At 70.3% G+C, this 20373-nt stretch carries 20 protein-coding genes and 1 pseudogene; 9 read left to right on the top strand and 12 right to left on the bottom strand.

Going from position 1 to position 20373, the window contains the following annotated elements; translation table 11 throughout:
* Positions 1–250: 250 nt before the first annotated feature.
* From AB0469_RS14515 to AB0469_RS14505, 3 genes are read right to left on the bottom strand one after another with little or no spacing between them, the layout of a single operon-like run.
* Entirely contained in the window at positions 251–1039 is a 789-nt protein-coding gene (locus tag AB0469_RS14515; protein WP_366451704.1) for a glycosyltransferase family A protein, read from the bottom strand.
* Positions 1036–1764, bottom strand: a complete 729-nt coding sequence (locus AB0469_RS14510) for a hypothetical protein (protein WP_366451703.1) — start codon at positions 1762–1764, stop codon at positions 1036–1038. The genes AB0469_RS14515 and AB0469_RS14510 overlap by 4 nt, the downstream gene beginning before the upstream one ends.
* On the bottom strand, positions 1761–2729 hold the full coding sequence (locus tag AB0469_RS14505) for a carbohydrate kinase family protein (protein ID WP_366451701.1): 969 nt from the start codon (positions 2727–2729) through the stop codon (positions 1761–1763). The genes AB0469_RS14510 and AB0469_RS14505 overlap by 4 nt, the downstream gene beginning before the upstream one ends.
* Before the next feature lie 386 nt (positions 2730–3115).
* Here AB0469_RS14505 and AB0469_RS14500 point away from each other — a divergent pair, with 386 nt between their 5' ends.
* Both AB0469_RS14500 and AB0469_RS14495 read left to right on the top strand, forming a co-directional pair.
* Positions 3116–3574: a hypothetical protein gene (locus tag AB0469_RS14500; protein WP_366451700.1), complete on the top strand. Its 459-nt coding sequence runs from the start codon at positions 3116–3118 to the stop codon at positions 3572–3574.
* Between the two features lie 469 nt (positions 3575–4043).
* Positions 4044–4286 (top strand): hypothetical protein, encoded by a 243-nt coding sequence (locus tag AB0469_RS14495; protein WP_366451699.1) that lies wholly within the window; start codon positions 4044–4046, stop codon positions 4284–4286.
* Between the two features lie 599 nt (positions 4287–4885).
* Here the strand turns inward: AB0469_RS14495 and AB0469_RS14490 are convergent.
* Positions 4886–5686: a hypothetical protein gene (locus tag AB0469_RS14490; protein WP_366451698.1), complete on the bottom strand. Its 801-nt coding sequence runs from the start codon at positions 5684–5686 to the stop codon at positions 4886–4888.
* A gap of 820 nt (positions 5687–6506) precedes the next feature.
* Here AB0469_RS14490 and AB0469_RS14485 point away from each other — a divergent pair.
* Positions 6507–6866, top strand: a complete 360-nt coding sequence (locus AB0469_RS14485) for a zinc ribbon domain-containing protein YjdM (RefSeq protein ID WP_366451697.1) — start codon at positions 6507–6509, stop codon at positions 6864–6866.
* A 374-nt stretch (positions 6867–7240) separates the two neighbouring features.
* Here AB0469_RS14485 and AB0469_RS14480 read toward each other — a convergent pair whose 3' ends face one another.
* Complete coding sequence (locus tag AB0469_RS14480) at positions 7241–7741, bottom strand: hypothetical protein (protein ID WP_366451696.1); 501 nt, start codon at positions 7739–7741, stop codon at positions 7241–7243.
* Positions 7742–8000: 259 nt separating this feature from the next.
* On the opposite strand from AB0469_RS14480, the gene AB0469_RS14475 reads away from it, so the two are divergent.
* The 3 genes from AB0469_RS14475 (at position 8001) to AB0469_RS14465 (ending at position 9255) form a co-directional block, all read left to right on the top strand.
* Positions 8001–8171: a hypothetical protein gene (locus AB0469_RS14475; protein WP_366451695.1), complete on the top strand. Its 171-nt coding sequence runs from the start codon at positions 8001–8003 to the stop codon at positions 8169–8171.
* A 467-nt stretch (positions 8172–8638) separates the two neighbouring features.
* Positions 8639–8917, top strand: coding sequence for a hypothetical protein (locus tag AB0469_RS14470; protein WP_366451694.1), 279 nt, complete (start codon positions 8639–8641; stop codon positions 8915–8917).
* Positions 8914–9255: a class I SAM-dependent methyltransferase gene (locus AB0469_RS14465; protein WP_366451693.1), complete on the top strand. Its 342-nt coding sequence runs from the start codon at positions 8914–8916 to the stop codon at positions 9253–9255. Before AB0469_RS14470 ends, AB0469_RS14465 begins: the two co-directional genes overlap by 4 nt.
* 399 nt (positions 9256–9654) lie before the next feature.
* On the opposite strand, the gene AB0469_RS14460 is transcribed toward AB0469_RS14465, so the two are convergent.
* The gene (locus AB0469_RS14460) at positions 9655–10446 is read right to left on the bottom strand and encodes an ATP-binding protein (RefSeq protein WP_366451892.1); all 792 of its coding nucleotides are present in this window, start codon (positions 10444–10446) and stop codon (positions 9655–9657) included.
* Between the two features lie 72 nt (positions 10447–10518).
* On the opposite strand from AB0469_RS14460, the gene AB0469_RS14455 reads away from it, so the two are divergent.
* The gene (locus AB0469_RS14455) at positions 10519–10968 is read left to right on the top strand and encodes a hypothetical protein (protein WP_366451692.1); all 450 of its coding nucleotides are present in this window, start codon (positions 10519–10521) and stop codon (positions 10966–10968) included.
* Positions 10969–11007: 39 nt separating this feature from the next.
* Here the strand turns inward: AB0469_RS14455 and AB0469_RS14450 are convergent.
* Positions 11008–12487 (bottom strand): annotated as a pseudogene (locus AB0469_RS14450) (IS21 family transposase).
* Positions 12488–12919: 432 nt separating this feature from the next.
* A complete protein-coding gene (locus AB0469_RS14445; protein WP_366451691.1) occupies positions 12920–13927 on the bottom strand; it encodes a DUF2278 family protein in 1008 nt (335 codons plus the stop codon).
* A 956-nt stretch (positions 13928–14883) separates the two neighbouring features.
* On the opposite strand from AB0469_RS14445, the gene AB0469_RS14440 reads away from it, so the two are divergent.
* The gene (locus tag AB0469_RS14440; RefSeq protein ID WP_366451689.1) at positions 14884–15198 is read left to right on the top strand and encodes a hypothetical protein; all 315 of its coding nucleotides are present in this window, start codon (positions 14884–14886) and stop codon (positions 15196–15198) included.
* 922 nt (positions 15199–16120) lie between these two features.
* On the opposite strand, the gene AB0469_RS14435 is transcribed toward AB0469_RS14440, so the two are convergent.
* Positions 16121–16267, bottom strand: a complete 147-nt coding sequence (locus AB0469_RS14435) for a hypothetical protein (protein WP_366451688.1) — start codon at positions 16265–16267, stop codon at positions 16121–16123.
* A 239-nt stretch (positions 16268–16506) separates the two neighbouring features.
* Here AB0469_RS14435 and AB0469_RS14430 point away from each other — a divergent pair, with 239 nt between their 5' ends.
* Positions 16507–16842, top strand: a complete 336-nt coding sequence (locus tag AB0469_RS14430) for a hypothetical protein (RefSeq protein WP_366451687.1) — start codon at positions 16507–16509, stop codon at positions 16840–16842.
* Positions 16843–17585: 743 nt separating this feature from the next.
* On the opposite strand, the gene AB0469_RS14425 is transcribed toward AB0469_RS14430, so the two are convergent.
* The 3 genes from AB0469_RS14425 to AB0469_RS14415 form a co-directional block, all read right to left on the bottom strand.
* Complete coding sequence (locus AB0469_RS14425; protein WP_366451686.1) at positions 17586–18323, bottom strand: dienelactone hydrolase family protein; 738 nt, start codon at positions 18321–18323, stop codon at positions 17586–17588.
* A 115-nt stretch (positions 18324–18438) separates the two neighbouring features.
* Positions 18439–18654 carry a hypothetical protein gene (locus AB0469_RS14420; RefSeq protein WP_366451685.1) on the bottom strand — a complete coding sequence of 72 codons (216 nt, stop codon included), beginning with the start codon at positions 18652–18654 and terminating at the stop codon, positions 18439–18441.
* A 987-nt stretch (positions 18655–19641) separates the two neighbouring features.
* Entirely contained in the window at positions 19642–19821 is a 180-nt protein-coding gene (locus AB0469_RS14415) for a hypothetical protein (protein ID WP_366451684.1), read from the bottom strand.
* Positions 19822–20373 lie beyond the last annotated feature (552 nt).

Genomic DNA, 20373 nt, shown 5'->3' with positions numbered 1-20373 from the left:
CAGCCAGACGGCCGCGGCCACGCAAACAGCCACTCCCGCACGGACGCCCCAGTTGCTTCCCCCACCCATGGGGGTGATCCTCGCCGCCCGCCCCGCAGCACGCCACCCCTTCGCCGCGGCCGGTGGCACCGCAAGCTGTCCATCAACCGCGGGCGTGCTCCAGTTCCTCCGGACCCGGACAGCTGTCGCTGACCCATGCCGCGGATGCGTCGGACGTCATCCGTTCACGGGCAGACATCCCGCCTTCCCCCTAGCCAGGCACCGGGTTGGTCGTGCCGGCGGCGACCATGGCACTGATGTCGGCGAGCCTTTCGTCGGTCTGGCGGAATCCTGGCTGGTGAGTGACGCTCTGGGCATGGCGTCGGTAGAGGTAGACCTCTTCGGGTACCCATACGCCGCGGAAGCGGCTGGTCAGAACGGCCCACAGGCAGGTGTCCTCCGCGCGTCGGCGCCTGTCGCCCGGCCAGCCCCCCACCGCGCGCACTGCTTCGGTATGCGCCAGCGTTGCGGTGCACAGGAAAGGCAGTCCCCCAAGGCGTAGTTTTGCCTCCCAGAAGGAGTGCGTCACCTCGATGGGTCCCGGTGCGAAGTAGTCTGGAGGGCCGTTCCAGGTGCGCCGGCCCTCGCGATCGGTATGGGGTGCCCGTCCTGCCGCCCAGGCTGCGGCGGGCGTGGATTCCACTGCTTGAAGCAGGGCGCACATGCCTTCGGCGGCGATGGTGTCGTCGCTGTCCAGAGTGATGAGCCACGGTGCGTTCACGTGCGCGAGCCCGGTATTGCGCGCCGGGCCGGGCCCAGGGGGCCCGGGGTTGCTGAGCACGGTGACGGCCACGTCGGCGGCCCTGGCGATGCTTCGCACGCGAAGGGTGTGATCGTCGACGGAGCGTTCCATACCGTCCAGGACAACGAACCACTCCACCCCTTGACGTGCGCCCCGCCTCACGCAGGCAAGTCCGGAAAGGGAGTCCGCAGCAAGCTCAAGGAGGTCGTACTCGGGTCTGCCCATCGCGGTGATGACGCCGAAGAGAGGCGCGGTCACCGGGAAGTCCCCGCCCGGGCCGACGTCGGCTCGAACAGCGCCTGGTGTCCGCGCAGCCAGGCTAGGAGGGCTTCCAGGTAGACGTGTACCTCGGCCAGGCCGGGGTATGGGTAGTCGATGGCTGGTCCGGCATCGGGGAACCGTCTTGTGAACGTCTCGTGGGCCATCCGCAGCCGGTCCTCGGGCATGCCGCTGAGATCCAGGAGCTCCATGAGGCACAGCGGTACCCACTTCTGGTACTTGACGAGCCAGAATCCCTCTTCGTGGGCTTTGGTGGCATTGATGACGACCAGGCGGACTCGCTGGCACAGGTGGGTCAGCCGTGCGACGGCCTCGGAGAGGGACGGACGGGGAAGGTGTGTCAGGAGGTCCGGCCCGTACAGGCGCACACCGGCTCGCGCGACGTTGGTGTAGAAGTGCCGGCTCCATCCGGGGTGGAGTCCTGCGGTGATTTCACCGTGCTTCAAGATCGTCGCTTCCACTTCCGGCAGCCGGGTACGCATCTGTTGGGCACACGACAGCAGGACGGGCGTGGGGATCGTGTCCCGCACGGCGACGAGGATGTCGATGTCGCTGCGGCCGGGAGCGTAGTCATCGCGCAGCGAGCTGCCGTACTGCCAGGCTGCGAGTACGTCAGGGATCGCGGAGAACAGGCCGGTGAGCCGCTGCCCTTGCGGGCCGTGGTCGTGAGTGGCGACGCGGGCAGGGTTGGCGGCGTTCGTCATGTGGGATTGAGCCGGCGCTGGACGTCCGACCAGGGCGGCGGTGTCGACGTGCGGCGTTCGGTCGCCAGGGCCCCCCAGACGGTGGCCACGTCCATGGCCCGCGGGAGAGAAACGCCGTGAGTCCACTGATGTACGAGGCCGGCCAGGTAGGCGTCGCCGGCGCCGGTCGCGTCGATCGGGGAGGCGGCCGCGGCAGGCCGGACGTGTGTGTCGCCGGTGGGCAGGTAGGCCCGGGATCCCAGCGCTCCCTCGGTGACGACGATGGCGCCGAACCGGTGGAGTTGCGACCTGAGGGTGGAGGGATCCGCGACCTCGGTGCTGGAACCGATTGCCAGGTCGGCCTCGGGGGCTGCGGGATCCTGCAGGGCCCGCAGGCCGACGACGGTTCGGCATCCGGCGGCCCTCGCACGCGCCAGCTCGTCGCCAAATCCGGGTCGCCACTGGGGGAAGACCACTACGTCGTGGCTGCCAAGGCTGATGGACGCCATGTCGATCTCGCTGAGCAGATCGTCAGTCAGCCCGACGATCGTTCGCTCACCCGAGGGCTCGACCATGATCAGGGAAGCGGGCGTGGCACCGGGTACCGCGCGTATGCGCGTCTCCAGCCCCCGCTCTGCGAGTTCTGTGCGCAGCCACTTCCCCCGCGCGTCCGTGCCCACACACCCCACGAGGACGCATGCGCACCCGGCGCCCGTCAGACCGGTCGCGATGTTCACCGCGCACCCGCCGATCCTCTCGGCCGTGGCCGCGGCCTGCACGAACCCCCCGGGCGTGAGGGGGCGCGGCAAAGAGGTGACGATGTCCACCGCGACGCCGCCGACGACGATGACCGAGGCAGATGCGTGGAAGTCTTGCCGAAGGGTCGGCCGCGTCGTGGCGCAGACCTCCGGGCTCCCGGACGCCGGCCCATGGGGAGAGCCGTCAGTCTGTTCCCGCCCGCCATCTGGTATAGGGCCTGGGGTCATGGCGCCATGGTGGCAGCGCCGCTCGTCCGCGACAAGGACGCCTCTGGCAGGCAAGCCACCAGCGTCTGCCGCGAAGTCACCAGGGCCGTCCTGCCTCAAGGCTTGCCGTTTGCGCCACGTGGACGGCGCCGACCAGACGGACGCACCAGCAGGCAGAGGCATCGTCCGCGTCGGCACGTCGTCGGGGGCCATGCCGCCGCGTCTTTTCTCTGGCGGCCCGTGCCCGTTGGCGCGCGGGGCGGGCCGCTGCTTCTCTGACGGTCGTGACGGACCAGGCAGCCGACTCCCTCAAGTGACCTTTCGAAAATGACGGCAATCGTGAAGTGCGTCAGAGCGCTTCGTGAAGTGGGTCAGAGTGCTTGGGGATCGGCGGTGGGAGCGACCTCGTGTTCGGCCGGTACGACTTCGGTGGGGACCGGGCTGTCGACTGGGTGGACTTCGAGCGCCCGGCTGCCGGGACGGCCCGTGAATGCGGGCGGGACATCGCCTCACCCCAGGTCGAGGTCCTGCTTTCGGCATACGGGGAGGCGTGGGAGAAGCTGCGCTGGCTGGACCTCGCCCATGAGGGTGGGGTGACGCTGGCGCAGTGGCGGGAGGGACTGGCCGACCGGCCTGTGCGGGAGCGGATCGAAGACGTTTTCGGCAGCGCCGCGGACGCGGAGTTCACTCTCGCCGACCTTGATCAGGACCACGAACTGTCTGTGGACGAACTCCTCGACCTCCTGTCCGGTGCCGCGCTCCATCCACTTGACGCCGTGGAGATGGCGCGGCGGTGCTCCGCCGCCGACTCGGGGATCACCCGCCGGGTCTACCGGGAGGCCCGCCTGCGCCTCGACGCACTCTGAAGCACTGTTCTGGGCGCTGGCCCCTGCGCTGTCGGCACGACATCTGGTGGGGCGCTTTCCCGGTCCCGCCGTGGGCGGTGGGACCGGACGGCTCGGTTCGGCGCTGGCGTGGGACCTGGGTTGAGGGGTAGCCGAGCATGCCGGGGGTGTCTGTGGCGGGGCGCGGGGCGGGTAGTGGTGCTCGTCTTCGGCAGGTGTCCATGCCGCCGGAGCTGTCGCCGACGCGACACGCGAGTTGCCCGGCGTCGGTTCGAGGCCGTGTACCAGGAGTCATTGAGGCCGGCGTCCTCCTTCCGGGTCTGACCTGCGACCTCCGAGACCGCCTGCGGTCACCCTTGTGTCCAGTCCGCACTACGTCACGGCAGTCATCTGTGAAAACAGGCCGCACCCGGTCGTTTCCCGTCGGCCGGCGGCGGAGAGGCACACCTGTGCCGGCCCGTCCGGGCAGGCATGCGGAAAGGACACTCCCATGGGAGACCGACCCGAGGACCGCCCTGTCCTTCAGGACGTGATCGCCAACGTCCACTCCACCGTCGCGGGCGCTCTGGCGTACGCGGCCACCGGTAGCGAGGAGATCGGGGGCATGGTCAAGGAGGGTACCAAGAACCTGATCAACAACACCCTCGACGAGAACCGGCGCACCATGAGCGACGACGAGATGGACGAGTACGTCAAGTGGCAGGAGATTGCCACACCGTACATGGGCGGATGACCCCGGCTGCGCAGAGCAGGCGTGTTTGCGAGCTCCATTCGCTCTGCCCCCGGGCAACGGCTTAGCCGAGGATCAGCGCGGCGGCGTGGGGGGCCGGCCGGCCCCCCACGCTCCGATGCGTCGCGCTCGCGCTCGGCGAGCGCCTCGGGCGGCCCGGCGGGAGTCTTGGGCCTCAGCGGTCCTTCCGGGCCTGGGGGCCTGGACGTGGAGCTGGTCGGCCAGGTCGCCCCGGAATGGTGAATGGCGTCCGGCCCGGCTGGCGCGGGGTGATGGCCGTCGGCGATCGGGCAGGTCCGTCGTCGTGCTCGTGGGCGGTGACCCCCGGTCAGCGGTACGACCGGCCTGGTCCCGTTCCGCCCACCCCTCCTGCGGGGCCACGACTGTCAGCCCCAGCGGTGACGCCTCTTGCCCTGAGGGCCGGTGTGGGGCCTGCCGCCCGGTGTTGGGGCCCCGGACGCGCTCTCGAACCTCCGAGACGCGGTCTGCCCCGCTCGCCTGCCGTCACCGGTCGCAGTCCTCCCTGTGTCGAAGGCTGGTCGGAGGACGTCCGGCGGGCTGCGGCTGACACGCGGGTCCGCATCCGGTCTCGGCCGGCCTGACTACGGGGCGGGCGCCTGCTGCGTTGCGGCGGGTGTACGTTGCCTGCCGATGCCTGCCCGACGCGGCTGAGGCCCCGGAGCGCCGGCTTCGTGCATCTTCTTGCCGGTAGCGAGGACGTCCTTGGCGATCTGGGCGAGGAGCTCGTCGCGCATGGGCGGCTCGAGGCGGTCGACGACGCGCTCTGCCGACAGGAAGTACTGATTGAGCACCGGTTGGTTGAAGTACTGGTTGAGCTGCTGGAGCGAGCGGTCGTAGACGACCATGAAGGTCTTGCTGAGGTACCCGACGAAGGCGGTCGATACAAGCGCGAGAGATCCGATGAAGATGCGTTCGCCCAGGGCGTTGAAGTGCATCGATGCGATGAACGCGACGACGAGGACGAGCAGGCCGACGATCATGGCGGCGATGCTGCTGTAGAACGACTTGTTGGCTTGCTTGGTGGCGATGCCGTGGTACCGCTCCAGGAGGATGCGGTTGAAGTTGACGAGGCTGGCCAGCTCCATCTTCTCCTGTAGGTGTTCGGCTGCGTTTTCGAGTCGCTCGCGCTCTTCTCGTCGGACTGCGGCCTTTGCGCGCTCCCGGACGACCAGTGCCGCGACGAACGCGATTGCCAGCAGAAGCACGACGGCTCCCATGACCGTCAGGAACCAGACGGGAAGCGGATCGTGTGCCTGGTTCTTGTGGTCAGTGGCGACGATGACCAGTCCGCCGGACGCGGCCATCATCGCCACTGACCCGGCAAAGATGGCGATCCGCCCCAGTGTGCGACTTGTGATGATGCCTTGTTCGACGGCCGTCACTAGCGATTCCGCTGCCTCAAAGGCCATGTATCCCCCACGTTCTCGGTCAGGGGCGTCAGGCTGGCCAAGCCCTCGTCACGATGCGGGTCGTTCCGCCACAGGGGGTGTCGAGCCACGACGCTGCCTGTCGCCTTGGAGTTCCGTCTGCCGGACGGCTGGGACGCTGTTGAACCGGACAAGGCTGGCCGGCCGTCCGCGGCCCTCGTCGCCCGTCGGCTCCGGCCCGGAGATCCCCTTGCGAGGGCTCCGGGCGGTGTCGCGCTGCAGCCGGCTGCTCCTCTGAGGCTGTTCCCGCCGCGCCGGCCGGGTCTCCTGCCGCCCGCTGCGCCCGTCGCGTCCGAGGCACTGACGCCCGCTTCGATTCGGCCGGACCGTCACCGTCGCCTGCCTGCGGAATCCGGGGCTGGGGCCGACGCAGCCCCTGCCCCGGTCCGGGGAGCGGCTGCGCGGTGGCGGTGGGAGGTGGGCGCGGTCTGTGGCCACGGCCGGGCTGATGTCCGCTGGCCCCGGGTGCCGGCACAGCCGCGGGGCGTGGTGTTGGTGGCCCCCGCCTTCTCGGTGATCTGGCGTGTGGTCGCCCGTCCCCGACCCAACCGCGCCGATCGGGCGGGTGCCTGCTGCCGCTCAGCTGTTCGCCGCCCGCCGGCCTGGGGCCGCCGCCACCTGCACCAGCCCGCATGGAAGGGGAGTATGCGATGTAGCAAATTGCAGAATTTTGCAATTTGCTACTATGGCTCCTCCACTGCGTGGATGCCTGTGGGTCGGCCGGGCGGTCGCACCCCCCGGTCTCTCGCGTCCCGACGTCCAGAAACCCGCGTGAATGAGCGACAACCTGCCGCCGTGTCCGCAGTGCTCCAGCGAGTACACCTACGAAATGAACGCTCTGATGGTCTGCCCGGAGTGCGGCCACGAATGGGTACCCGCCGCGAGTGCTGAAGGCGACGCCGGCGCCACCGCGGAGCGGGTGGTCAAGGACGCCGTCGGCAACGTGCTGTGCGACGGCGACAGTGTGACTGTCGTCAAAGCACTGAAGGTCAAGGGCAGCCCCTCGGGCATCAAGGCGGGCACCAAGGTCCGTAACATCCGCTTGATCGACGGCGTCGACGGCCACGACATCGACTGTCGCATCGAGGGTTTCGGAGCCATGCAGCTCAAGTCGAGCGTGGTCAAGAAGGCCTGACCCGCAGATCGTGCACGCGGGGTTGCCCACCTCGTGAAGGCCGGCCTCCTGGTCCACCCCGGCGGCGAGGTGCAGTTCCCCGACGCCACCCGGACCAGGAGGCAGTCCTCGCCCGCCGCCGGGACCTCCCTGCCGTCCTCGACCGGCACGTCCCCCTCGGCCCGGGCCGGGCCGTGCGCCGGCTCGGGGTCCGCCGAACGGACTTCAACTTGATCACCGGCCGCTTCGGGTGGCTGTCCCGGGTCGCCTCCGTGACCGTCGACCACAAGCACCACGGCGGGGTGTGACCGGGGTCCCCCTCTACGACGCCCAGCAGATCGCGCTCCTGGAGGTGGTCCGCCCGTCGGTTTCGTCAGGTCCCCGGTTGAACGGCCTTAGGGAGAGGCCAGGAGGCCGGTGAGTGTGTAGTCCCCGGAGTTGTCGATCTGGTAGACCGAGGACGCCAGCCAGGCTGCTTCCCCGGAGCTGGGGGTAAGGCTGCAGAAGTTTTGGTAGACGTCTTCGTCCGGGTTTATTTCGCAGCTCCAGTGGTAATTTCCTGCGGCGAGGTAGATTCTCCTCGATGCGTTTCCATAGCTTGTTCCGTATGTGTTATGCGTAATTTTCACCTGCCAGGTGTAGGTGCCGGCGTTGAGCCAGATGTCCCGATCGGCGAAGGCTGAAGCCGAGTATTTCGAAGGGAACTTGCTGAGGAAGACGATGCGGTCTACCGTGGCTGTTCCTGCGTGTGCCGGCCCCCCGGCGAGGAACACCATCGCCATACCTGCTGCGATCATTCCCGCAATGCGTGTGGTCAATTTCTGCCCGGACACTTCATCCCCCCTCGGAGTGACGGCAACCGAACAGACTTTATGATCCTGCATCGTTTCGGTCAAGTACCGGTAAGGAATCCGGCTTACCTCGTCTCGGTTCGCATGGCTTTGAGGCAAGTCGTCCGAAGCTCGTGTGCGGAATTTCTATCGGTCGATCGATTTCGTCTACGTCCGCCTTTTTGCCGGTGGATTGATGGGCGTCTCTGATTCTTCAGGGTCGCCGTCAGAGGGGGACCGGGGGTGACCGGAGAGAGGCCCCTCCCGCATCAGACATGGCCTGTTCTCGCAGGTCAGACCCGAGGGCTTCGCGCACCTGTCAGGCATGGCCGTCCGCGGAGCCGAAGCCCGCGCCCTCATCACGGCCGCCGTCGACGCCCTGGGGTGCCCGGCCCGTTACGGCCAGCCCTCCCCGGCCCTGATCGAGCGGGCCAGGCGCGGCTGGCAGCGGCTCGACAGCCTCCACGAGCGGCTGCGCCAAGCGGATGCCCGCTGAGAGACGTCAGCGATCAGCCGTCGCCGCCCACCTCTCGACGGGTTGCGCCTCGGACTCGACAAGTGGCTGCTGACCCCGGTACCAGGAGATCGAGGCCGACACCGAAGACGCCGTCCGGCGATGGCCAACCGCCCGGGCCGCGACCGCGCCGAGCCCTCGGGCGGGAACACCACCGCCGCTACGCCCGCTGCGGCATCAACTCCCGCTGCGGCATCAACTCACGCCCCCGCACTGCTACGGCCTGGGGCGGGCTGCACCACCCGTGCACCACTCGAACCGGCCCGTCGAACCGGCGGTCGGCCGGTACCGCCACCCGCGCGACTTCGTGAAGCCCGAGGTCTGGGACCGCGAGATCCAGCGGCTCATGCGCGACTACCGGTTCGACGAGGTGATGGCGACCCGGCTGTTCCACGCCGCGGTCTCCTACCTGATCACCGCGATGAAGAAGGGAGAAGTGGGACGAGCCGGTGCCGCTGGAGATGGGCTGCGGCCGGATCGTGGACATCGCCGTGCACGTGTTCATCCTCGACACCAAGAACTACCGCGAGTTCTACGCCGAGCACTGGGACAAGTACCGCCCCCACCGCGGCGAGGAGCCCCAGCAGCGGCCGGCGGCCGACGGCTTCGACTGGACGGGCCTGCCCGGCAACGGCCCCGGCGCCGAGATCCTCGGCGCCCCGAAGACCGCGCTGGACCTCGGCCCGGCGGAAGGCCCGCCTTCCTCGCCCGCTCCGGCATCGAGGTGACCGCGGTCGACTTCTCCCCGATCCAGGTCGACCGCGCCCGCGCGTTCTGGCAGGACTTGCCGAACCTGGAGTTCGTCCACGCCGAAGCCTGCGCCTTCCTCGAGCAGGACGTCCGGCTGTGGGACGTCGTCTACTCGACGTGGGGAGCCGTCTGGTTCACCGACCCCGAAGAGCTGTTCCCCCGCATCGCCCCTCGCCCGGCTCCCGGCGGCACCTTCGCCTTCTCCCACCGCGAGCCCATCGCCGGCCAGTACGGCGCCCAGCGGATGGGCGGCAAGTGGCTCGAAGGCCGCGCGTGCCAACGCCGCAGCATGAGCGAGACGTCCTGGGCGAAGTGAGGGCTGTTCCCCACCGCCGAAGAACCCTGGGACCGCGACTACCGCCCTGGGGGCAGTACCACCGGGCCGCCTACGCCATGACGACGCCTGCGGACCCAGAGGCGGATTCGGTGCCGGCTCCTGGGCCCTGAGCATGGGCAAGCAGGCCCGGGGTGTGGGGACGGGCCCGGTGTGGACCAGACCGTTGCCGTCGTCACCACGGCCCGCAGCCGGAAGCACGCGAAGACCGAGGCGGGCCAGACGTCACCGACGATCACTGCGTCGTTGGACTTCGGGGGTGCGAGCAAGAGCCTGACGACGCGTGCGGTGCTCATGGCCCGGCCGATCGGAGGCGGAACAGCGTGTCAAGGGACAGTAGAAGTTCCCCGCTCGCAGACAGTTGATCTTCCCGCTTGTGGGTCAGGCGAGTGGGACGACGCCTCGCCCGGTGGTGGCCTCGGCGAGACGGTGGCTGTCGCCCTGTGTGACGACGACGTGGGCGTGATGCAGGAGCCGGTCGACGGTCGCGGTGGCGAGGGTCTTGGGCATGATCTCGTCGAATCCAGATGGATGAAGGTTGCTGCTGACGGCCAGACTCCGCCGTTCGTAGGCCGCATCGACCAGGCGGTAGAAGTCTTCGGCGGCGTCGGGCGAGACGGGCAGGAGCCCGATATCGACAGCGATGATCAAGTCGGTTCGGGTGATCCGGCCGATGGCCTTCGAGACGGAGTCGTCGACGCGGTGACGGCGGATCAGGTCTCCGAGGTCCTCGATGGGGAACCAGGCGACGGTCATCCCGGCATCGACCGCCGACTGGCCGAGGGCCTCGCAGAAGTGCGACTTTCCGGTCCCGGAGGGGCCGACGACGCAGAGGTTCTCGCGTCGGCCGACCCATTCCAGGGTCCGCAGTGCGGACTGCGTCGGGACCGGGATTGAGGAGGCTTCCTCGTTCCAGATGTGGAAGGTCTTGCCGGTCGGGAAGGCCGCCCGGGTGCGGCGAATGCGGAGGTTGGCCGCGTCCCGGAGGGCGACCTCCTCGGCCAGAAATGCCCGGACGATCTCGGCGGGATCCCAGCGCTGGGCCCTCGCGGTTGGGATGATCTCCGTCATCGCCCGGCGGATGTGCGGCAGCTTCAACCTTCGGGTCAGGGCGATCGCTTCGTCGAATGCGGCGCCGGTCGTTGCCGAGACGGCTGAGGCCGGGGCAGCCATCCTGGGCCGGGCGGGTGCGGTTGCCGTGTCAGTCATCAAGGGTTCCTTCTCTGCGTTGGCTAGATTGAGCGAATGTTCGAACGAGTTGGTGATGAAGAGTCCGCGGCTCTGCAGAAGCTCGCCAGGAGGGTCCGCGACGAGCTGGCCGCCGCGGGCCTGCCCGTGGTCGCGCCGGAACTCGCCCCGGTTCTGGCCGGCGGCGCCGAGGTGGACATCGACGACGGTGACGATGCGGCGGGCGGTGTGTTCGTGGGCTGGCAGGCGAGCCCGCGCCTGCGGGCCTGCACGAGCCGCGCGTTTCGGCTGAAGCAGCTGGACGAGCCGGTGCTGCGGCATTCCAGCGCGGTCCGGTCCGCGATGATGCAGGCGATGGTTCAGGTTCTGGCCTCGGCCGGCTTCAGCGTTGAGGACGCGCGCGACGAATACCGCCCCCAGCAGTTGCGGGTCCTGGCGGGACCGCCGTCCGGGCAGGGGCCGGTGTGGGCACTTCGTGACGACGAGCTGGAGTTGCCCGGCTGGTAGGACGGCCCGACCGGTGGTGCCGGCTCAGACCACGGCGGATCACGGTGTCGTGAACCCGGACCAGGCGGAGGTGCCCGGCTGCAGGCTGTGGGTTCACTGCGTCGGATCGGCTCCGCGCGGTCGTTCTCGCCCTGGTGGTCCAGGATCGACAGCAGGTCGCCCTCGGCGAACCGACCGACCGTCGCCGCGGTGCCAAGAGCGCGGTCGACATCAGCGGTCCCGTGGAGCTTGGCGAGCGCGACCGCGTCGGCCATCTTCGCCCGGATCCTGCGGACGCCGGTCGCCGCGGCCTCGACCAGCCAGGCGGCCGCCCCAGGTCCGATCGCCAGGAACTGGGCCTCGGCCGGGTTCGTCGGCTTCGGCGTGCGTTCGCCGCGCGGGGCGTCCGGGTCGTGCTCGTCGGCGATCCGCGGCCTGCCCGGCGTCGAGCGCGGGTGGCGGGCGACCTCGACCGCGCTACCCGCGGACATCGCGGTGACGATCAGCTCGTCGCCGTGGAAGCGGACCCAGACGCGCTCGTCGACGAGCTGGTGCGGGACCGAGTAGCGGACCGACTCGACCGAGATCGTGGAGTCCTTGCCGACCCGGGGGGTCTCGCCGAACGCGGCGGTGACGGCTGCTCGGGCACCGGGTGCAGCCGCAGCCGTTCCTCGGCCGGCAGCTCGGCCGGGATCCGGCGGGTCTCGCGGTGGATGCGGCCGTTCACTTCGGCCATGAAGTCTGCGCAGGCCTCCTGGAGTTCGGCGAAGTCGCCGTAGTCGGGGCGGAGGTTGACCGCGGTGGGGACCAGGTCCCGCTTCGCGATCCGGACCGTCGCCTCCGTCCCGCCCTTCGAGGCCGGGTCGGCCGGCATGCACGACCTGACGACCGTGCCGTAGTAACGGGCGATCGGCACCAGCTCGGGGTTGCGGACCGCGATCCGGGCCACGTGCTCGACCGTGACGGTCTTCTCGTTGTCGGTCAGGCAGTAGGTCGGGACTCCGCCCAGGGTCCGGCACGTTGCCTCCAGGCGGGCAGCGACCGTGGGCAGGGTCTTGTCGAGCACCGGGATGACCACCTGGAAGCGGGACCAGGCCAGCCACGCGCACCACAGGCTGGTGCGTCTGCCGTCGATGCCTGGGCCTTCGCCCCAGTCCCATTGCAGTCACATCGCCGGCTCGGGTATCCACGGGCGGAAGACCCTGTGGTCCCCGCCCCGGTAGGACACCTTCGCCGCGGCGACGGCCCGACGGGTCGTGCGGTCGGTGCCGCTGAAGCCCATCGCGGCGATCTTCTTGTGAACAGCGTCGGCGCCGACCCTGCCGCGGGACCGCTCGACCAGTTCCTCGACCTTCGGCAGGAAGCCGTCGATCAGCTTCGACCGCACCGCCCGCTTCGTCGGATCGACCCCCTGCCCGCGCAGCTGCACGTAACGACGCACCGTGTGGTGGTCGCAGCCGGCAAGCTCGGCCGCCTTCCGGTAACTCCCGGTGAGGTCGTAAGCCTCAAGAATCTTCATGATTTCCTCATCGCTCTTCACCCCGCCCACTCTGTGTCATGGGCTGGGTGGGTCTGCGGGGAGACCAGCTGTCCGCTACCGGGGAGAGATCATGTCCACCGGTGGGGAGGCCAACTGGCCGCCAACGGGGAGTCTTCCGTGTCCTCTGACAACAGCGGTGGGCGGGCGCCGCCGTTCCTGCTGCGCCGGGTACCGGCAGGTGAATGCGGCACGTGCGTCGTCCCCTTCGGGCGGGCAGCCGATTGCAGGGTCGCGTAGACGAACGCGTGCTCACGTGGCACGAAACCGTCGGGTCGCGCGTTCCCGGCGAGCGGGACCCGTCCGAGACCGTCCGTACCCACCGTGGTGTGCGGTCTGAGCCACCGTGGACGCGCGGTTTTCGGAACGGCCGTGCGAAGAGCGCCCTCGCCCGGCCGGGCGAGGGCGCTGTTGGGGCTTGTGGGCGGGCGGTGTTCAGAAAGTGATGGTCTGTCCCTCACGCTCGGCTTGTCGCGCGGTGTAGGCGACGCCGTGGACCTTGAGGCCGTCCGGGTCGAGGAGGGTGATCGTGCCGCCTTGGCTGTCGAGGTGGAATCCGTCGCGTCTCGGGACGGTGAGGGTGGTGCCGGGCTGGAGCAGGCCGGCGGGGAGCGGGAGGGTGTGCTGGTTGCGGTCGGCGAGGTGCCAGCCCTGGAGGTCGATCGGCGTGGGGGAGGCGTTGAGTACGGTGACGGTTTCGGCTTCGGGCGCCGGGCCGGCGGGGTTGACCAGTGCGGCCATGATCCGCAGGGGTTCCTCGCGTTCACGGGGGCGGGGTGGTGCGGTGTCGACGGGGTCGCCGGTGGTGTCGTCGGTGTGCCAGGCCTGGGACTGGAAGGCGAGGAAGACCGCGACCCAGCGGTTTTCGGCGGGTAGGTGTACGAGCAGTGCACCGTCCTGCCAGATTCCGTTGTCGGAGCGGAACTTTCCGCTGTTGCCCTGGTTCATGTGGATGTCGTGGACGCCGTTGCCGGGCCGGAACCCGAACACCTTGTCGGGGATGTTCGCCTCGGGGCCGAACCGTTGCCCGAAGATGTACAGGCCGGCGGTGGGGTCGGCGATGGCCCGCTGCACGTAGTGGTCGAGCAGGTCGGCCAGGTCGTTGTCGGCGCCCGGGAGATCGGGCGGGAGCAGCCGCATCGCGGAGGGGTCGAACAGGTTGCCGCGGATGAAGTCCAGGCCGGCCTTCCCGGGTTGCGATGCCAGGGCCGTCCATCCACTGCCGGCCGGCGGGAGCACTGCGGTCATCGGGTGGCGGAAGTCGTCGTCGGCCAGGTACAGCAGCTCCGAGGGTGCTTGCTGGGACTCGACGTTGACGGCGGCCCGGTAGTGGGTGCCGGCGTTGTCGGTGAGGTGGATCTGGTAGTGCGGGGTGTCGCTGGATCCCTCCCGGCGCCGGTCGAGGGCGCGGGCGGCCAGGACACCGTACTTTTGGATCGGCAAGGGTCGTCCTTCGGATGCGGTGGAAGCGGCACGGCCGGGGTTGGTCGTGCCGATGGGGGCAACGGCCGGGCCGGGGCACGGTCGGAGGCGGGCTGTCCCCGGCGTGAGGTGGGGCCGCCGCTGACGGAGGGCACGGGCTGTCCGGCCCCGGTGGAGGTGTGCTCGACGCGGGCCGGCAGGGCGCGGCCGGCCAGGATGCGGTCGACGGCTCCTGGTGGGGTCGAGGAGGCGTTCCGCCGCGTCGCGAGGGCTGAGCAATCGTCAGGGGCGCTCGGCCGTCTGCACCCCGGACGGCACCACCACGTCCAAGGGGTGACCGGGGGGCGGGCCCGACAGGTACCGCGAGGGCGCTGCTGCCGTTGTGGATGACCGCCATGTCCCACCCCCGTCGCGCGCGGGCAGCCCTGCCGGCTGCCGCTCCTCCTCAGCGTTATCCCCCGACCACGCCCAGGCGGGACGCCGAACCACCCGATGTTCACCCGCCTTGCCCTGCGGCCCTTCTCGGCCACCGGCGACTCGGTCGAACCAGCCTGTGATCGCGGCGGTCAGAGGGGTCGACAGCCTCGACAGCCGTGAAGGTTCAAGTACCTCAGCCGGAGATCATCCGGGGCCGGCGGCCGACCGGCCGTTGCTGTGCATGGGTGCGGCGGTGGTATCGAACGGGCGTCGGCGAGGGCGGGAGGGCTGTTCCTGCTCATGCTGCTCAGCGATGGTGATCACGGCTGCCTGAGGTGACCAGGTTGCTGCCGTCAGACGCCCATCGGGGGATGGCCGGCCGTCATGGGCGCGCCTGTTCACGCCTCGGCCCTTGCGCCTGAACCCGGCTTCGATATTCAGAACGTGTTCAATTAACGTGCGGGTGGGGAAGGACATGTGGTGGCCGAGGATCGGAAGGTGTCAGCCCGGCAGCGGGGTTGGGCCGTGGCGGGGGCGCTGGCGGCATGGGGCCCGTGGCCTTGTGGTTCGCTCGCGGTGTCGAGCCGAACCGGGCGTTCGTCGTCTTCGTGCTCACCGCGATCGCGGGCACCGTCCCGCTCCTGCTGCAAGACGGACCCCGGACCTTCGTTCGAGCCTGTCTCGTCAGCGGGTTGGTCCTGGCGGCGTGGGGACCGCTCGCTCCCCGGCACGGCATGTTCCTGTTCGCTCCCGCCGCTGTCCTGCTGCTCGTCGCCGCCTACGGGCACGTCGGCAACCGTCCGGGGGCGTGGTTCTCGGTGATCGCGCCCTTCACCGCCGTGGTGGTCACGGCGCTGTGCCTCGCGCCGATGTAGGCGATCGCGCGGCCTCCCTCCCCGCTCCCGCCTCCCTCCACGCGATGCCCGCAGTCGACGCGGAATGCCGGTGATCGCCTGGGCGCACGCCGGGTCGCCGGGGAGCCCGGACGATGAGCGCTTCCGGTCCCGGCCAGGACGGATCCTCCTCGGTGCGCACGCCGCCGGAGCGGGTGCCGACCAGGCCGCAGCCGCCGTCACACCGCGGCCGGGCCCGCGCCCGCCACCGGTGTGCCGGCCGCCCGGCCCGCGCCGAACCCGGCCCCGGCCGGTCCCCCTGAGGAGCCGGTGGTGGTGAGCGCGGACGCCCGCGCGATGTGGGGTCCGCTGAGCGAGGGCCTGGCCGTCCCGAACGACCGGGACCTGTCCGACCGGCCCGCCGCACTCGAGCGACTCGGCGTCGGCGCGGCGGCGGGCAACCAGCTGGTGGCCGTCACCTCCGAGCACGTCGGCTCCGAGCGGGAGGCGGCCCTGCTGGTCTTCTCCCGGGCCTGGCCCCTGCGCGCGGCCCGCACGGCCGACACCGTCCGCGGCCCGGAAGACGAGCAAGGCCTGCGCGCCCGGTTGAAGTGTGCGGTCGGTGCGCTTCGGTGTGCGGGCCTCTGCGGGGCCGGTGGCGGCCGGGGGGAGCGTGCAAGCCGCTGTGGTCGCCTCGGCGGCTGCGCGGGGTGCCTTGGCCGGCCCGGCGGGTGCTCGGGTGGCGTGACGCCGTCGCGTTCGGTGGTTGCCACCCGGGCATACAGGTGCTGCGGTCTGGTGTCCCTGCGGAAGCGCCCGTGGAGTCGTGGGGTGCCGGGCCGGGCTGGTCTTCGTCTTCGACGGGAACGTGTGGTGGCTGGGCGTGGCCCTGATCATGGTGGGTGGGATGCTGGCGAAGGAGCTCCAGGCCCGCCCGTGATCCGGGCCACGCCCGGCCCCGCGGTCAGCTGAAGAGGGCCGAGCGGAACTTCTGCTGCGCGCTGCCGCGGCCCGTGAGCGGGCGCAGGGTGAAGAAGTCGCCCTCGCAGTCGGGATCGGCGAACAGCGTCCGTTCCGGCCGGCACGCCACCGCCCTGGGCCAGGCCGTCACGGGGCTCGGCCCGACCGGAGCTGACGCTCGCCGCGAACTTGCGCGGCTGGGGTGCTGGAGCCCTTACCAGCCCCATCCGAGCTGTCTCCAGTAGTCGCTGGACGTCGGCCGTAGCGGCAGGGTGACTGGTGTGTGCCAGTGGATTGGCCGGGATGCCTCTTCTCCAGGTGTCCCTCCCCTCTCATTCTTTGACCTGACCATGGCGAGTGCAGGTTTCAAGGGGAAAGACGGAGGATGACATGTCCGTTCGGAAACGTCTGGCCGGCTCGGCGGCGGCTCTCGCGCTCGCCGCTGCCGGCCTGGCGGCCGCGCCCGCGACAGCTTCGGCCGCACCGGTACCTCGCGCAGCGGGCTGCTACGGCAACGACCTGCTGGGGTCCGGGGGACACAGGGGCATGGCGATCTGGTGCCTAGGAGGCACCTACAGCTACTACGGCCGGATCCTGTGCCAGAAGACGGACGGCACCTACTTCAACTACTGGCACTACGGCCCGGCAGTGGGCCCTGGGCTGACGTCCACAGTTTGGTGCGACAGGGAAGCCAAAGTGATCGACTGGGGCATCTCCGTCGTTTAGCCCTGGCCACCGCACCCCGCAGCGCCCCTCCCGCACGCGCGGGGAGGGGTGCTGCGGGGTGCGGACGGGCATACATGGCTCCGGCGCCATACGGTACGGGCCTCCACCTACCGGTGGAGCTACGACGGTACGGATTGCCCGGCCCCCTCGGGGCCGTCAGGGGGCGGCGGCCCACTCCACGCCGAGGTCGGCGAGCGCACCCGGTTGCCCGGCGTCGAGCCGGTCGCGGCGTTGGCGCCGGTTGGCCGGCCACACCCCCGTGCGGTGCTCGCTGCCGTCCGGGATGCGCTCGATGTGCGACCGCCCCGGAGCACCGCCGCCCTCCCGCGCGAGGTGCGATGTGCTGGATTCGTGGCAGGGGCCGCAGTCATTGACAGCGCATCAGGTGCGGATCCTTCTCCAGCGGGCCGACGAGCCTGAACCCCCGATCGTCTTCGGGTCCGCCGCGCGCAGCCCACTCCGACTCACCCGGCTCCCTCTGAGACGTACGGTGGTCGCGGACCGCGGCGCCCCGGCGGTCCTTCGCCCGCGGTGCGCGCCCTCCTCGATCCGGCTCAGGATCAGGGTGCCGGCGCGCGACTCGGTGGGTGCGCGATCCGTTGTGGCCGACACCGAGCTGTGCCACCGGAGCGGGCGACCGCCCGGCGCGCAGCGGCGGGCGGGCGGGATCGGCAAGGGGTTCGAGACGTGTGGAGGTGAGGGGAGTGCGCTGTCAGTGCACCGGGGCCGGTATGCCCGCCGGGTCATGTCCCCGGATCCTCCGTCACGGGCAGGCACTCGGCGAGCAGGTCCACGACGTCGCGCCAGGCTCGCTGCGCGTGCCGTGGGTGGTAGCCGACGCCGGGGACCGTGGGGTGATCGACCGGCGGGTGGTGGAAGGCGTGCAGGGCGCCGCCGTAGACGGTGAGGCGCCAGTCGACGCCCGCGGCCTGCATCTCGGCGGTGAAGGCGTTCCGTTGCGCAGGCGGCATGATCGGGTCTTGCGACCCGACCCCGGCCCACACCGGGCAGCGGATGCGCGCCGCTTCGCCCGGCCGGCCCGTGGTCAGTGCGTTGACTGTCGCGATCGCGCGCAGGCCGACGCCGCCGCGCCCGAGTTCCAGCCCGACGGCACCCCCCGTGCCGTAGCCGACGGCGGCGATCCGGTCGGGGTCGGTCCGCGGTTCGGCGCACAACACATCGAGCGCCGCATGGCCGATGCCCCGCATCCGCTCGGGGTCGGCGAGCAGCGGCATGCAACGGTCCAGCATCTCCTGGGGGTCGCCCAGATAGCGCCCGCCGTGAAGGTCGAAGGCCAGCGCCACGTATCCCAGCTCGGCGAGGGCATCGGCCCGGTGGCGCTCGACGTCGCTGAGCCCCATGCCCTCCGGTCCGAGCAGCACCGCGGGCCGGCGGTCGACACCGGCCGGGAGCGCGAGGTGCCCGATCATCGTCAAACCGTCGGCCGGATACTCGACCGTGCGCATCGTAATCGTCGTCATGAGACCGGACTGTAGTGAGCGTCGAGCCCGGCCGGGATGGAACTCCCAGCGCACAAGTTCAAGCCGGGCTTCTTCGGCCGGGAAGCAGCTGGTCAAGGCGGTGGGAAGAGCCTTGTCATCCCGGATGCGAGATGAGTATCGGGCCGTTATCGATGATCCGGTGGCAGTGGCAGCACCACGACCAGTACGGGCATGAAGTCTGAGACGTCATCGCAGCTGCCTGCGGGATCGGTGCGGCGGATGCGCTCACGGGCAGCAGCACGCTACCGGCGGCAAAGGCCCCGAAGGCAATGGTCGTCGCGACACGGCGCGTCCAGTTGATGCAGTTCATGACGAGTGTCCTTTCTTTGCTGGCCGTCATTTATGGTCCTGCGGTAATCAAAACAGTCGCAGGCCGTGGCTGATTTCAAAAGGCGCGCATCTTCGTGCCTTGACGAGCCGGACATCACGCAGTAGCGGTCGGCGACCGCGACCACCTTGGTACGGCGGGGCCGTGCGCGGTGTGCCGGCTGGATCCCGGTCCGACGGACCGGCGATCGCCCGACCCCGGGCCAGAGGGCCGTCGACCGTCGTGCCGCTCACGGCCTTTGGATATCCAGCGGCGTGACGTATTTCGGGTTTCGGGTGTCAATGGAGAAACGGTCGGACACGGAGCGGTCAGCGCACCCGCATCGTCCGGAACGACCCTGGTGGTGAGGTGTGCCGGGTATCCGTCCCGTTCGAAATACTCGTGCATGACAGGGCGTGTCCGCACCATTTCATGCTGTTTATCGGAGGAGATTTCCCATGGCTCTTGAGTCCCCGATCGCGCCCTCCGATACCGGTGGCGGAGTGCTCGGCGGCGGCCGAGGGGGCCGCGGGGGAGGTGGGATGGACGGGGGATTCCTGCTGTATCACAGGATTACGGGCCGATCGTCCTTCCGCGACGTGTGGTCGGGTTGCATCTTCTGCGGTGTCACACCGGCTCGCCCTTGACGGCAGGCAGGGGCGGCAGGGGGGCCACGGGCTCTCGAGTGGCGCCCCTGTAAGGCCTCCCATGGGTGCCGGCCCTACTGCGCCCAGTCCACGCCCAGCTCGGCGAGCGGCGGCGCGCTGACCGGTGTCGTTGCTCGGCCCCGTCGGGCAGCACCTGTACGACGGCGCGCCCTGGCATGCCTCCCTCCCGTGCGACGTACTGCGCGAGGGCCGGCAGGCCCTTCTGGAAGGCTGCAGCGCCCCGCCCGGACGTGGTGGTCGCTCTCGTCTTCGCGGGTGTCTGGCGGGTACGGTCCGTGCCGGGGTGATGCCGAGCGCACCGAGCCGGGCTGCTGGTCGGCGTTCAGCCGGCCCCGTCCCGCCATGGGGTGGCCGGCCACCGGCCGACGTACTCGCCGTGCCGGGTCACCCCGGCGGTGATGGCCTTCAGGCGGGGGCCTTCGTCCAGGATCCGGGTGAGGCAGGTGCGGTGCCGCTGGCAGGCGACCGTCCACCCGCGTTCGCCCGGCTCAGTCCCGGTCACGCGGCCAGCGCCGCCGCCCGACGTGTGGCGCGCACCGGGGTGGCGCGCAGCGCGGAGCCGCTGCTGGAGCAGGTGCTGTGTTCCGCTGCCTGCCGCACCTTCCGCGCACGGAACCGTAACGGCGGGCGGGGTGCGGCGGTGCGTGTGAGGGAGGCTGCGGCCGCCTCGTTACGGCTGGCCGTGCGGGATACCCGTTACCCGTTACTGCAGCGGGGCGTGTCGGCGGAGCGCCTACCGCCGCTCCCGCCCGCCCCGAACCTGATCCCGGACTCAGCCTCTTCAGCCCCTTTGGCTCCGTGATGAAGGGAGGACGGAGGGGCTGGGACGCCGCCGGTCCCCCTGCCTGCGAGGGCCGGCAGCGGATGGCCGACCGGCTCCAGTCGGCCTGCCCGCCGATTCCCACGGCCACGCCACGTCCGCCGCAGGCCGGACGGGTTGGACGGCGTTCTTGCCGGTCCCGCACGGGCCCGGCAAGTCGGCATGTTCGGGCCCATCGGTCGGTCCAGGCCCTGGAGGGCTTGGACGTGGGGCCTGCCTGGGTGTGCCGCGCCC

Source organism: Streptomyces sp. NPDC093801, from assembly GCF_040701585.1.
Taxonomy (GTDB): Bacteria; Actinomycetota; Actinomycetes; order Streptomycetales; family Streptomycetaceae; genus Streptomyces.
The sequence above is the reverse complement of the archived record's forward strand: the minus strand, read 5'-3'. Positions and strand labels throughout refer to the sequence as shown.